General features: G+C 47.6%; 5 protein-coding genes and 2 pseudogenes. 1 reads left to right on the top strand and 6 read right to left on the bottom strand.

Features of this window, described 5'->3' with window-relative positions:
- The 6 genes and pseudogenes from NDI42_RS14925 to NDI42_RS14905 form a co-directional block, all read right to left on the bottom strand.
- On the bottom strand, positions 1 to 920 hold a 920-nt coding region (locus NDI42_RS14925), incomplete at its 3' end, for an FGGY family carbohydrate kinase (RefSeq protein WP_242017787.1).
- A gap of 126 nt (positions 921 to 1,046) precedes the next feature.
- On the bottom strand, positions 1,047 to 4,592 hold the full coding sequence (locus tag NDI42_RS14920) for a PAS domain S-box protein (protein WP_190458573.1): 3,546 nt from the start codon (positions 4,590 to 4,592) through the stop codon (positions 1,047 to 1,049).
- Positions 4,593 to 4,673: 81 nt separating this feature from the next.
- A pseudogene (locus tag NDI42_RS28925) lies at positions 4,674 to 6,704 on the bottom strand (hybrid sensor histidine kinase/response regulator); the annotation flags it as partial.
- Between the two features lie 78 nt (positions 6,705 to 6,782).
- Positions 6,783 to 10,028: pseudogene (locus NDI42_RS28920) on the bottom strand (PAS domain S-box protein); the annotation flags it as partial.
- 413 nt (positions 10,029 to 10,441) lie between these two features.
- A complete protein-coding gene (locus NDI42_RS14910) occupies positions 10,442 to 11,266 on the bottom strand; it encodes an alpha/beta fold hydrolase (RefSeq protein WP_190458569.1) in 825 nt (274 codons plus the stop codon).
- A 171-nt stretch (positions 11,267 to 11,437) separates the two neighbouring features.
- Positions 11,438 to 12,715, bottom strand: a complete 1,278-nt coding sequence (locus tag NDI42_RS14905) for a M16 family metallopeptidase (RefSeq protein WP_190458567.1) — start codon at positions 12,713 to 12,715, stop codon at positions 11,438 to 11,440.
- Positions 12,716 to 13,085: 370 nt separating this feature from the next.
- On the opposite strand from NDI42_RS14905, the gene NDI42_RS14900 reads away from it, so the two are divergent.
- On the top strand, positions 13,086 to 14,951 hold the full coding sequence (locus NDI42_RS14900) for an ATP-binding protein (RefSeq protein WP_190458565.1): 1,866 nt from the start codon (positions 13,086 to 13,088) through the stop codon (positions 14,949 to 14,951).
- Positions 14,952 to 15,262 lie beyond the last annotated feature (311 nt).

Genomic DNA, 15,262 nt, shown 5'->3' with positions numbered 1-15,262 from the left:
CAGCTCAAGCCGAGGATACCTCGCACCCACTCCAGCGCTAACCCCGCATTTTGCATGGCTGCAAGGGTGTACCACTGGTTAGGTACGGCGGCTCGATAGAGATGTGTACGACCCTGAGGATCGATAATGGGTTGGGAGCGAGGTGTAATGATTTGAGCGGCTGTGCCGATGGTTAGTTGAACTAAACCAGGTAGTAGTCCGTTACCAAGTGCTGCCGCTGCGGTATCCGCAGCACCCGCGATAACGGGTAAGCCAACTCTTAAGCCAAGATGCTCTGAAGCAACAGCCGTCAGGTAGCCGGCGATCGCACTAGAGGGGATAATTTTTGGTAACCAATCGCAACGTAGATTTTGGGCTGAGATTGCATCCTCTGCCCAGTTGTCCGACACAACATCGTAAAGCAAAGTACCACTGGCATCAGAGGGTTCGGTTGCAACTTCTCCAGTCATCCGTAACCGTAGCCAATCTTTTGGCTGGAGTGCCCAACGCGCTTCGGTGTAGACAGTAGGCTCGTGTTCTCGTAGCCACAACAAAGTTGGCCCCGCCATTCCAGCCGTAATCGGGTTGCCCAAGCGCTCTAGAATAGCGGCATCGAGCGAATGATAAGCGCTAAGCGTGGCACTACGAGTATCTGCCCAGAGGATAGCAGGACGCAGGGGCTGACCCGACTCCGAAGCTAGGACAACACCGTGCATTTGCCCTGAAAGTGCGATCGCCTGTACTTGATCAGCGTGATTTCCCACTGCCTGCCTAACAGCTTTTGCAACAGCTAACCACCAATCCCCTGGTTCCGACTCAGCCCATCCAGGGTGGGGTGCATGAACAGGATAAGAGCTTGATGCTTCACCTATAGTGGTTCCGTCTGTCGCTAGGAGCAATGCCTTAGCAGACCCTGTTCCTAAATCTATGCCAAGCAGCATTAGGCTAGTCCTCAAGACGTGACATCCTCCCACACTATACTCAAAAGACATCTTCGATAATTAACCTGAGATTCTTGTAGCGAGGTAGCTGAATCTTAATTTCCCGCAGATGTCTAATACTCTGCCTTACCCAATTCGATGAAGCAATTGCTCAATTGTCTGCACTAACATTTCCGGCTCAACCGGCTTGGAAAGATGCCTGTGAAATCCGGCAGCTAAGGCTTGCTGCTGATTGATTTCTCCAGCATAGGCAGTAAGTGCGATCGCGGGAATCTGTCCTCCCTGCTCTGGGGATAGTTGTCTGATTTGACCAATCAGCATATAGCCATCAATTTGTGGCATTCCAATATCAGCAATCAAAATATCTGGCTTAGATTTATCAAGTTGTTGTAGCGCCTCTGTTGCTGAAGATGCACAGATTACGGTGGCTCCCGCTCCCTCCAAGATAAATTGAACTAACTCTAAATTGTCTACTTCGTCATCGACTGCCAAGATACATAATCTAGCCAAGGGTGAAGTGTGAGCATTGAGTGATAGATTGTCCTTCTGGTCACTGTTTGCATCATTTCTCCTGGCTAACAACGGAAGAGTGACGGTAAATGTTGCTCCCTGCCCTTCTCCAGAACTTTCGGCTTTGGCAGTGCCACCATGTAGCTCAACGAGGTGACGCACGATCGCTAATCCCAGCCCTAACCCACCAAATGTTCTAGTAATACTGCTATCGGCTTGTCGAAACGTGTCAAAGACATAGGGAATAAACTCTGGCTTAATCCCTTTCCCCGTATCCCTGACTTGAATTTGAGCATAGGAATCAATCGTTTTTAGCTCAACTTCAACTCGACCTCCGGCTGGGGTGAACTTAATGGCATTGGTGAGCAGGTTCCAGACAACCTGTTGCAATCGGGCAGCATCTCCTAACGCCTCCCCCCCAGTCGATTCAAGCTGAGTTTGAATTTGAATGTTCTTCGCTTCTGCGGCTAGACGCACTGTTTCGATCGCGGCTGTAACAGTTGTTTTTAAATTAATTGGAGTAGAGTCCAAACTCAGCTTGCCTTGCAGAATACGAGAAATATCCAGTAAGTCCTCAATCAGTTGAACTTGTAGCTCAGCATTGCGTTCAATCGTTTCGAGAGCTGTCGCCGTCTTGCTGGAATCGAGGGTTCCCCTTCGCAGCAGTCGAGTCCAACCCAGAATCGGATTCAACGGAGTTCGCAATTCGTGCGACAAGACAGCTAAGAACTCATCTTTAATTCGGTTAGCCGCTTCTGCTTGTGCCCGTGCTTGCCGTTCTGATTCGTAGAGCCGTGCTCGGTCGATCGACTGCGCCGATTGCTGTGCCAGTGCCAAAACGAAAGCGCGATCGCTCTCGGAAAGTCGGGGAACGGTCGAAAAACTCAGCGATAGCCCACCGACGGCTTGTCCTTCAATCAACAATGGCACTGAAATCCAGGCTTCTGAACCAGCCTTGGCATAAGCTTGGGCTAAATGAGGATAACGGGCAATTCGGTTTTCAATAGTTTCTACCCAAACAGGTTGCCCAGTTCGCACAGCTTCTGCGAGAGGATAGGGCGCATGAATTGAAAAACTGCGCTGAAATTCTCCTACGTGCTCATACCCGATCGCTTGAATAATCTCCAGTTCGCTTGCATCCTGGTTTAATACGGCAACCAAACCAGAACTCGCTCCCAGTGCGGACATTCCCTGTTCAATAATCACCTGAGCCACTTGAGCCGAGGTTAGCGATTCAGACAAAGCCGTCATCACCGCCAGCAGTCGAGCCGTCCGGTTAGCAGCGAGTTCGGCGGCTAATTTCGCTTGTTGTGTTTCCTTATAGAGACGAGCATTATCAATGGCGATTGCTGCTCGCCCAGCCAAATCTTCAGCCAGGCCAATGTCTTCCAGGCGATAGCGGCGATCGGATTCAGTAAACACAAAGGTAATGCTACCCAACACGCGCCCGCGTGCCTGTAGCGGTGCAATAATGCAGGACTTTAACCCAACTCCACGTAAGATTTCCAGGTATTCAGCATTCGGCACTGTGGCAACTAACTGTTCATCTTTAATCTCAATCCCAATTTCAACCTGTCCTGTTTGCATGACTTTAGTAATGCCATACCCATCATCGAGATGTCTGGGAAAGCGTTGAGCCAACTCCCAGCCCAACTTCACTTTTTCGGGATCTGAATGAGCAACTGCAACACGACTGATTGTGCGATCGTCATTCAGCAGATCGACACTACACCAATCTGCAAAATAAGGAACTGCCAGCTTTGCAACGCTTTGGAGGGTTTGTTCATACTCCAGTGAAGAAGAAAGAACAGCACTCACTTGCGCTAAAAATGCTGATTTTTGCTGAGAATTCTCTGCTACGGCACGGGCTGCCTGTTCTTGAACAAGCTGTACTCGTTCTTCTTCGGTTTGCTTGCGCTCAGTAATGTCGCTTAAAGCAGCAATGACATTGATAATTTGCCCTTCTTCGTCTAACAAAGGGGAAGCATTGATCGAGAGAATCGTGCGGGTGCCATCGGCATGGTTAATGGCATGTTCAATGCCATAAATAGCCTGACCTGTTTGCATCACCCGCGCGAACGGCAGTTCATCTTCTGGGAAAGGATGACCATCCACGGTTGTAATGAACCAGGATGGATCGTTATAGTCTCGCTCCACAATGTTACTGCGAGTCAATCTTAAAATCCTCTCTGCTGCCCTATTTGCGGCAATAATCTGTCCGGTAGAATCTAGAATGGTGATGCCATCAGGAATAGTTTGGAAGATGCTCGATAATTGCGCTTCACGCTCGCGCAGAGCAGTTTCTGCCTGCTTGCGTTGTGTAATGTCGTGCATCACGACAACAGCACCCTGTTTTTCGCCGTTGGCGGCAATAATCGCCTGTCCAGTTGCTAACAGCGTTCGGGCAGTTCCCTGCTGCGGAACAATCATCATTTCCACATCACGAACGTTCTGTCCTTGCAATGCCCGGAACAGGGGAATATCCTCTGTATTCATGGGTGTTTTGCCGTCGGACAAATACAAGTTATAATACTCAGCCCATTGCTCCGGTGGAACTGGCTGTTGAGGTAATCCATGAAAATCTTTAGCTGCTTGGTTAAATACAGTCAATATGCCCTCTGCATCGCAAGCCACAATGCCTGCTTGAACGTTGTTTAGAATTGCCTTCAAAAAGTCCTGTTCTTTCTGAAGAGTGGCTTCCACCTGCTGGCACTTGGCGATTTCGGCTTTCAATTGTTGCTCGGCTTGAGATGTTTGGGTCGTATCTTGGAAGTAAAGGAGTAAGCTATCTTCACTCTTAATTGCGCGAATTTTCAACCACTTGTTGAGTGAGGGATAGTGTTCTTCAAACTCGATTGCAGTTTGCGTTACGATTACTCGATGACAATGCTGATATAGCTCAGAGGTAGGCTCGACCGAAAATACTGCCCATATATTTTTGCCGATTAGGTCTTGCCGCTTCCTATTTAAAAGCTGTTCTGCTTTACGGTTGACATAGGTGCAGTGCCACTGTGAATTAATGGAAATGAATGCCTCAGCCATATGATCTACGATCGCCGCAAATCGTGCTCCGCTCACTTGGCAGTCCGCACAAAACTCCTGAGTAAAATTTATGGTAAGCTCTTGTCGATGATTCAAGGAGTTTGTACGATCAACTTTCATTGTGGTGAGTCCTGCCTACTTACCTATTGTGTCAGTTATTTTGAGGGAATCAAGATACAACCTGCCTAAAATCTAAGTCCTTCAGTGTTTAAGCAAACGGGCGATCGCTTTTACCAATTCCTCAGGTTCGACAGGCTTGGAGATATGCACCTGAAATCCGGCAGCTAAGGCTTGCTGCTGATTGATCTCTCCAGCATAGGCAGTAAGTGCGATCGCAGGAATCATACCTCCCTTTTCAGGTGACCACTTTCTAATGTGCCGAATCAGGGAATAGCCATCCATCTCTGGCATCCCAATGTCACATAACAGCAAATCGGGGACAGATTGATTCAGAAGAGTCAACGCCTGTGTAGCCGAAGCGGCAGTCGTAACTTGTGCGCCAGATTGCATTAGGGTGAATGCTGCCAACTCCCGCATATCTGCATCGTCATCCACCACCAAGACATAAACCCCTGCTAAGTCTGTCGCACTTTCTGGATGCCTGTCATCAGAAGTGGGTTCCGGCTCTACGATGTTTAACGGTAGCCGGATGGTAAATGTAGCCCCTAAGTTCTGTCCTAGGCTGTCTGCTTGAACGGTTCCTCCATGCAGTTCGGTAAAGTGACGGACGATCGCCAGTCCCAATCCCAATCCGCCAAATTGTCGGGTTGTTGTGCCATCTTCTTGACGGAAGTAGTCAAACACGTAGGGTAAGAAGTCTGGACTGATGCCTTTTCCAGTATCTTTGACTTGAATCTGAGCATACGTACCAACTTGCGCTAGTTGCACCTCGATTCGTCCTCCACTTGGGGTGAACTTCACAGCATTGGAAAGCAGGTTCCAGACGACCTGTTGGAGGCGATTTGTATCACCTGAAACCGTTCCTGAAATCGGATTAAATATAGTCTGGATTTGAATGTGTTTGGCTTCGGCTGCCAGTCGTACCGTTTCCAGGGCGGCTTCTATCATTGCTGCTAGATTCACAGGAGCGACGTTTAACGTCATTTTTCCTTGCAGAATGCGGGAAACATCCAACAAGTCCTCAATTAATTGCGCTTGCAGCTTGGCGTTGCGTTCGATCGTTTCCAGGGCTTGCTGGGTTTTTGTGGCATCGAGTCGCCCAGTTCTGAGCAATGTTGTCCAGCCCAGAATCGGATTGAGGGGCGATCGCAACTCGTGGGACAATACGGCTAAAAATTCGTCTTTAATCCGGTTAGCGGCTTCTGCTTTTGCGCGATCGCGTTGAGCCTGCCGGTATAACTGAGCATTGTCGATCGCCAAAGAAGCACGACGCGCTAATTCCTCTGCTAGTTGCAAATCTGCTGGGGTGTACTGTCGTTCAGATTCGGCACAGATAAAGGAAATGACCCCTAGAATTCGTGCCTGAGTTCGTAGTGGCACCGTCATTACAGATCTGAATCCAACCTGCCGCAGAATCTCTAAATGCTCTGCGTCACGCGCTGAGAGTACCAGTAACTCATCGGGAATATCGGGTATCAAGTCAGATTGCCCCGTTCGCAAGGTCAATGCAGCACCGCGAGGGTCATCCGGGTTCAGAGGATACTTGTCTCTAATTTCATATGCCCATTCCAGTTTGGCAGGGTCAATGTGAGCCACTGCAATCTGCGCGATCGCACCATCCTCTTCTATCATGTGAACCGTACACCAGTCCGCTAATTCCGGCACTGTAAGCTGCGCGACTCGCTCTAGAGTCGTTTGATAATCGAGGGAGGAGGCAAGCACGGCACTTGCCTCAGAGAGAAAGTGTTGGGCAAGCTCTAATCTGACGCGCTCAGTCACATCGACTACATAGACTAGAACCCCTTCTACCTGACCATTTGAGTTAACAGTCGGAAGATAGTAAACGTTGTAGTAACCGGGACGGCGATCGCTGCGTCCAGGAACATTCACCGCAAAGTTTGGTGAAATGAAAGGATTCCCTGTGGCGTAAATCTGATCAAAGACTTCAACTAATTGAGGATCGGACTGGCCAAAAAGTTCTGCAATGGATTGTCCTAAGTGTTGTTCGCGGGTTAATCCATTAATTTCTGCTAAGGCTTCGTTGATGGCAATAAATCGCTGCTCGGCATCTAACAGGGCAAGTCCAATCGGGGATGTATTAAAAATAGTTGCCAATTGGTGCTGTGCGGCTTCTGCCTGAGAACGGGCAATGCGTTCGCGCTCTAGTAGTTGTTCTCGTTCCTGTTCCGCTTGCTTGCGTTCTGTGATATCAATGACGGCTCCGATCGAATGCTTGGGATTTCCCTGACTATCATAAGTAAGCTGCCCTCTCGCTTCGACCCAGTGAATGGAGCCATCTGACCAACGCAGGCGATATTCATGGTGATACTCCTTCATGTCAGCTATGGCTTGCTGAAGTTTTGCCTCAGCTTCTGCTAGGTCATCAGGATGAACCCGACTTGCCCAAACCTTATAGCCCGGTTCGCACTCATTTGGTTTTAGCCCTAGTATCGTGAAGTGACCTTCTGACCAAAGCAAGGCATCGGTCTGCATGTCCCAGTCCCACGTTCCCATGCGTCCAACCTTCAGAGCGAGTTGCAGATGAGCTTCACTTTCTCGCAATTCCTCCTCTGAGCGCGATCGCTCCACGGCTAGCCAGGTTTTTTGAGCAATTCGCTCCATTAGCACCACATCTTCCTCCGTCCAGTGGCGAACAGAGACATGGTGCAACACTAACACTGCAACAAATCGCCCTTCTTTCACCAATGGAACACACAGGAGAGATTTAGTTTGGATTGCGTCAAAGGTAGCACTCCCCGATCCGGCAGTCCGAGGATCGCGATCAACATCATCTACGACAATAGTTTTGCCCTGCTTCAACTCAGCAATAAGTTCAGGGCCAAATGAATCCATATGATGGCTACCGACGATGCTGATGACACCATTGCAATAGTCGCGATCGACGATGACGTATTCCTGAGTAGAATCAATTTCACCGTAGGTACAGCGAGTGACTTGGAAGTGTTGCCCTGTGGAACAAACCACTTGCCACATAATTTCCTTGGGGTCTTGAATGGCACGAATCGCGTCATTCAATTCGATCAGGAATTGCTGCTGTCTCTCCTTGTCCTGAAGTTCTGCTAGCAGTGAGTCAATCTGTTGCCGAGCCTGTACCTGGGCTGTCACCTCAATACCATAAAGCAATACCCCTTGAATCGTTCCCTCAGCATCTCGCCAAGCTGGAAAGATGAAGTTGAAAAATGCTTCTTCCAACACACCATCGCCGTTCCGATCCCAGTAAGCCGGTGACTCATGCCGAACGAACGGTTCTCCTGTCTGGTAAACGCGCTTGACCGCTTCAACGTAAATTTGCCCCTCTAGTTCCGGGAAAACCTGCCGCATTGATTTCCCGATCATGTCTGGAGTGCGCCCAGCCACTTGCAGAAGCGTTGGATTGGCAAATTCATACACAAGATCGGAGCCTTTGACAATGCCAATCATGGCAGGCAATTGCATCAGGATGTGATGCAACCGCTTGCGTTCGGTTTCTGCTGACTGTCGGGCTGCCTGTTCTCGTTTTAAAAGGCGATCGCGTTCTGCTTCTATCTGTTTGCGTTCTGTAATATCAACCGAAACGCCAATCATGCGAACTCCTTGCCCCGTCTCATCCAGATAGACTCGCCCCTGACTGTTGATCCAGCGCACAACGCCGTCTGGACTAATTACCCGATACTCCGGTGCGTAGGGCTGTTCTCCAGCCATTGCCCCTGCCGCCGTTTGGAGCACCTGTTGTCGATCGTCTGGATGAATGAGCGCAAAAAACTCTTCTCCCGTCCCTTCATGAAGACCCCAAACGTCTAGAGCATTAGCAGAACAGACTACTCGATTGGTTTTTAAATCCATATCCCAGACAACCATCTGAGCCGCCCTCAGTGCCAATCGCAGGCGTTCTTCACTCTCTCGTAATGACTGTTCAACCTGTTTGTAATCCGTCACATCACGAGCAATACTCAGTATCGTTTCCACGGAGCCATCAGGAGCAAATTCAGGGACAATACGCGACTGATACCATCGACCACCATAAGAAGTCGGAAACTTAAATTCAATCGTCTGTTCGGAGCCTGTTGCAAAGACTTGCCGCCAACTGTCATACCAGACACCATAGATTTCTTCCGGCATTCCTAGCTCGGCATCAGTCTTGCCAAGAAATTGCTCTGATGGAATACCTGTTGCCAGTTCTATAGAAGGGCTGACATAAAGATGGCGAAACTCTGCATCAATTCGGCTAATAATATCCGGGGCATTTTCAGCCACCATTTTGAACTGTTGCTCTCGCTGCCGCAGTTCTGATTCCAAGCGTTTGCGCTCTGTTAAGTCGATTAAGAAGCCTACACCTAAATTGTTGGGTCCTCCTAAATAGGCAGTTCCCACCAAGACGGGAACTCGGCGACCATCTTTACGAATGTATTCTTTCTCAAACGGCGCATGGCGACCAACTTGTTTCATCTGTGCCATTGCTTGCTCGTCTAAATGCCGAAACTCCGGTGGAGTAATCTCCAGGAAGTTTACCTCTCCCGATAAAACTTCTTCTCGCGTGTAACCTAAAGTGGCAAGCCAAGCCTCGTTGACTTCCAGAATATTGCCTTGAAAATCGCCAACAATAATGCCAATGAGATTCGCCTCCAATAATCCTCGTAGCCGCGATTCGCTCTCGCGTAAGGCTTGCTCTACACGTTGGCGTTCGCGTAGCGCAGCTTGCTGTTCGCTCACGTCTTGGAAGATAGCAACAGCTGCAACAATCTGCCCCTGGTTATCTAAAATTGGTGCTGAGTTGACGTTAACGAAAATGCAGTTACCATCATCTCGATGAATTGCTATCTCTTCGTTGGTAACAACTTCACCTGTTTTTAGCGATCGCGCCAATGGATACTCATGAGGCGAATAGAGTTGACCATCTAAGCGAAAGATTTCAGATGGAATAATGGCTGCATAGTCTTCAAGCTCAAGCAACTGTTCATAGCCATACCCAACAATTTGCTTGGTTTGTTCGTTAGCCAGAACTAATTTACCAGATGCCGCATCGGCAATCATGACTCCAGCAGGCATCTGTCGCAAAACGGCTTCAAATCGGGCGCGTTCAATTTCAAGCTCATGCAACAATTGTTCTCGTTCTGCCTCCGCTTGCTTGCGAGCGGTCACATCTCGAAAATAAATGGCTACCCCTGCTGTAGAGGGATAGGCATTTGCCTCTAACCAACACTGGACAGGTTCCCCAAATTCTTCCCAGGAAACAGGAACCTGTTGTGCCACTGCCCGATGTAGTTCCCGATATGCAATTCCGCCGACCAACTCAGGAAAAACCTCGTTCCAAACGTGCTTTCCCAGTAGCTCTTCTGGCATTTTGTGCAGAATTTTAGTCGCCGCCTGATTCACGTAGGTGTAGCGCCAGTCGCGATCGAAGGCGACAAACGCATCCGTAATGCTTTCAAGAATCATTGCCACCTTGCCCTCAGTTTCTTGGGCTGCGAGCAACTGTTCGCTTTCAAGAGTGCGGGCAAAGCGTTCAATGACTTCAGAGCGAGAAATTCCTCGTTTATGAGCTTCTTGATCAAGCGATCGCCATGCTGTATTGGTCAGAGATACGCTAACTCTTTGTTTTGTCTCCGAGTTCCAATTGCTAACAAACTTGCCTGTGGCGTCGCGCTTCATAAAGAGCCATCCGTATGCATACACGGTCTTCTCCATTCAAGCCGAGTTACTCCCTGAGAAGAATCCGCCTTAAGAGTGATGCTTTGGTGAGAGGGAAGACTTCTCCTGAAAGTGCGATCGCCTGTACCCGATCAGCATGATTTCCTACTGGCTTACTAACAGCCGAGGCAACAGCTAACCACTAATCCCCTGGCTCCGACTCAGCCCATCCGTAGGATGCGTTGTCTATGCTTCGCCAGAAAATCAAGCATGACCTTCGCTACAGTAGCCGCCGACTCTACCACAAAGGCGTGACCACCTTGCTCTAGGATAGCTAGTTCAGCATTGGGCATACCTTGAGCTAGTTGCTCCGAAAATCTGACTGGAGTAAGCAGGTCTTCTTTCCCAACAATAACGAGTGTAGGGCAATGAATGTCTGCAAGGCGATCGCTGGTATCGCTGTCAAGAATAGCTCGGCTTTGGTGATATAGTCCATGAGGTGTCGGCCCAAATGGTTGATTTTCAATCAAGGTGATGAGTTGTTCCATTGCCCCTGGAATCGAGTAAAACGCATCGGTAAACAGCCAAGGTAAGAGAACCCTCTGATAAAGCCTTCCCTCTAATTTCTGTGTCAAGTCGCCAAACAATTTGATGAGTGAATTAAACTTTTCATCTCCCTTTGCCCAACATGAGAGGAGTATCAAACTTTGGATTTTTTCTGGATATGCCAAAGCCAGTTCTTGAGCAATCTGTCCACCCATTGAATGACCTGCTACATGGACTTGAGAAATGCTCAAGTAATCCAACAGCGCGGCTGCATCAGCCGCCATTTGTTTGATGCTGTAAGGACTGTTTGGCGCTTCACTTTGCCCAACTCCTCGGTTATCAAAGCGAAGCACCTGATACTGCTTAACTAGCGATCGCATCATTGCAGCCCAAGTTGAACTGTCACTGTCAAACCCCGCTATCAGCAGTAATGACTCGTTTTCGCTGGAACCTTGAATGTTGTAGTACAAATCAATTCCGTTGACCTGAATTACTGACACAGGCTTTTCTGGAGACTATCGACTTCAAAAGATTGACTGGCAAAGGTTTCAGTATTTGGCTGTGTTCTAATCGCCTTAGCGACTGCTGTAACACTTTACTACATTACCGCTACGCAAAGAAGAAACCCTTTTTGCGTAGCTAGAGGGTTTCTTCTTTGCGGTGAGAAAAAATTATGCTGGCTTAACGACAACCACACCGTAAGCATCTGGGGAGAGATGCTGTTGAGCAGCTATGCGAAGGTCTTCAGCATCAAGGCATTGAATTCGCGCCGGGTAAGTTAGAGCTGGCTCTAAGTCACCCATTAGAGAATGATAATAACCGTACAAGTTAGCGCGATCGCTTGGCGATTCATTCCCAAAAATAAACCGATTCGCCACTTGTGTCCGGACGCGGGACATCTCAGCTTCGGTTACTAGCTCAGATTGTAAGGTACGGATGTGCTGCGCGATCGCTGCTTCTACCTCTGCCACATTCTCCAGAGGTAACTGCGCCCCAATATAAAATACTCCCTGAAGCTGCTGGCTCATATTGCTCACCCCAATATGCGATACCAGGTGTCTATCTTCTCGCAAATCCCTAAACAGTCGCGACATCCGGCCTTGTCCCAAAATCACCGCCAACACATCCAGCGGGTAAGTTTCGGACAGTTGCTTTAATCCTGGCACTCGCCAAACCATCACCAGCCGCGCCTGTTGTACACTTTCGTCAACATACTCGCGCCGCACAATTTCTTTAAACGCTGCTTCAGGGTTGCTTGTTGTTTGTTGTTTGTTGTTTGTTGTCTGACTACCGAGTGTGGAAAATCCCTCTGCCACTATTTCAATTAATTCTTCTACAGGCAAATTGCCCACTACTGCCGCGGTCATCGCCTGGGGTTGATAGTTGCTGGCGTGGAAATCGCGCATCTGCTGCGCCGTCAACTGCTCAATTACCGATGCTGGCCCCAGTACCGGACGGCGGTAAGGCAACTGTTCAAATGCCACCTCCATCGCTTGTTGGAAAGTGCGGCGACGGGGATTATCTTCCGAACGGCGAATTTCTTCTAAAACTACCAATCGCTCTCTTTCAAAGGCATCATCTGGAATGCTGGGATTCAGTACCACATCCAGCTGCAATGGTGCCAACTGGGCAAAATCTTTAGGGGCAGATGTGATGTAGTAGTGAGTGTAATCTTGGCTGGTAGCTGCGTTTGTCACCGCACCCCGCTGTTCAATCAGTAGCTCAAATTCCCCACTTTTTAGCTGCGGTGTCCCTTTAAAAACCATGTGTTCCAAAAAGTGAGCCATTCCGTTGATGGGATCTGACTCAACACATGAGCCGACGTTTAGCCAAATGTTGAGATTCACAGCCTCAAGAGGCATCTGCTGAGCCACAATGGTTAGACCGTTGGGCAACTTGTGCAGGGTAGGAGCGGGTGCAGGTGCGATTTTGAACAGGGTTGAGGTCATGTGTTGTTCTACTGTTTCTTTTTTTATTTTAACCAGTCTGGGGCAGCGTCCCCGTGCCAACTATCTCAGGTTTTGGGATAGCGATCGCTTCTGCAAGGCAACCATATTTCTCCTCTGATTCAATTCCTCAAGCTATTCAAAATAAATAATTATTATTTTATTTCTCACAGAATTTTAAATGAATTTGCCACTTATCCTATCTTTCCCTACTTTAAAAATATGAAATTCCCTATCTTTAAACTACTTTTTTTAATTCCCCGTTTTTAAAGTAACCAAAAACTTTTACATTTTTCTCAATCTCTAGACAGATACTCTTGCTAGTTAGTTAGATTGAAACTAGAATTTATCCTAACAGGAGTAAGTTTTACTGATGCTGAGTGTACTTTATCTAAGTACAAACACTTTTATTGCCGCGTGTTATTATACAATTGCCTTCTTAATATTTCAGGGTCTTATACGAAGGCAGCATCTACTCAGCAATCCTCTTGTACTAGCAACTATCGCAGTTTTCTTCAGCGGCGTTGGACATTCAGCCCACGTGGCCCTAGCTGTAGGCGGACATCAAAGCGCCTCAACCATTTTTGCAATTCAAGCAAGCATTGACCTAATAACTGTTCTAGCCGCTGGAACCTTAATTGCTCTGAGGCGTTACTACTCCATATTCGGCGAGGAGCAAGGGGTCTTCGCAGATACCCAAGACCAGCTAGAGCAGGCGAATGCTGATCTTTTCAAAGTAAACGCCAATTTAGAATCTTTGGTAGCAAAGCGCACCGAAGAGCTATTGCAGACTAATCAAAAATTAGAAAGTGAAATTAGAGAGCGCAAGCAGGCAGAAGAAGAAACGCGGCATCTCCAAAATTTCCTTAATTCTGTAGTAGAAAACCTGCCAATTGGGGTTTTCATCAAAGAAGCTAATGACCTGCGCTTTCTCTACTGCAACAAAGCCAGCGAAGAAATAACTGGCTATTTGAAAGAAGATGTAATCGGCAAAAATGACTACGACTTATTTGCAGAAGAACAAGCTGATTTGTTAACAGCTCACGAGCGCAGAGTGCTGGGAAAACAAAAACTTTTGGATATTTCCGAACAACAAATTCAGACCAAACATAGAGGTTTAAGAATATTTCTCACTAGGAAAATACCGCTTCTCGACGAATCAGGAAGACCGCGATATTTACTGGGCATTTCCGAAGATATTACGGAGCGCAAGCAAGCTATTGAGGCGTTGCGGCAATCGGAAGCTGCACAAAAGCAATTAATTGCTTTTCTACGACAACAAACGACTGAGTTGGAAACAGCAATGCAAAAGCTGCAAAACACTCAATCCCAAATGGTTCAAAGTGAAAAAATGTCTAGTTTGGGGCAATTAGTTGCAGGTGTTGCTCACGAAATTAATAACCCAGTCAGCTTCATTTACGGCAATTTGACTTATGCAGATCAATATACTCAAGATTTGCTGCACTTGCTACACCTATACCAGCATTATTATCCTCAGCCAGTACCAGAAATCCAAGTTCAACAGGAAAGTATTGACTTAGATTTCGTGCGAGAAGACTTATCTAAAATGCTGTCGTCGATGAAACTGGGAGCAGACCGCATTCGCCAAATTGTCCTTAGCTTGCAGAACTTCTCTCGCAGCGATCAAGCGGAAAGCAAGCAACTTAATATTCACGAAGGGCTAGATAGTACGCTGCTGATTTTACAGCATCGACTGAAGGCAAAGCTGGGAAATCCGGGAATTGAGCTGATCAAAGAGTACGGAGATTTGCCCCTCGTGCAGTGTTATGGTGGGCAGATAAATCAGGTATTTATGAATATCATCGCCAATGCAATTGATGCGCTGGAGGAGTACAGCTATCAGAATTTAGCTATTAGGACTATAGAAAATTTGCAGCCGAGTTTTGTACGGGGATACCAAAAACCTCCAATTTTTAGCACCGAACTCCCAATCTCTTCTATTAAGATTCGCACTGAGGTTTTAGCAAATGACGACAACCCTCGTGTAGTGATTCGGATTCGAGACAACGGCCCAGGTATCTCCCCAGAAGTGAAACCTAAGCTGTTTGACCCCTTCTTTACTACTAAACCTGTTGGCAAAGGGGCAGGATTGGGCTTATCTATCAGCTATCAAATTGTGGTTGAGAAACACGGCGGAGTCCTGAAGTGTTTCTCGGAAGTAGGAGAAGGAACTGAGTTCTGGATTGAAATCCCGATTAACCAGAGTAAAGGTAGGTAGCTTCGCTAGCAGGAAAACTAAACTTAATGTAATTTACTATTAAGTTTAGCTGGGTCTGTTGGATGGGGTACACTCTGACCTCTCTCCAAACCTCTCTCCTACAAGGAGAGAGGCTTTGATTCTTACTCGCCTTCCCTTGTAGGGAAGGGGTTGGGGGTTAGGTTATTCTGATGTATTTCACACAACTGAGAAACGCGATATTAAGTTGATCTGGGTTTGTTGGATGCGATCGCTAATAACTTATACCATTTCACTTTTGTAAGGCTACCCAACAGCTTATAAAGTTTGGGTAAAGATAAGGTTATGGAAAT

It is taken from the genome of Funiculus sociatus GB2-C1, assembly GCF_039962115.1.
GTDB lineage: Bacteria > Cyanobacteriota > Cyanobacteriia > Cyanobacteriales > FACHB-T130 > Funiculus > Funiculus sociatus.
This window is presented reverse-complemented; position numbering and strand designations above follow the sequence as displayed.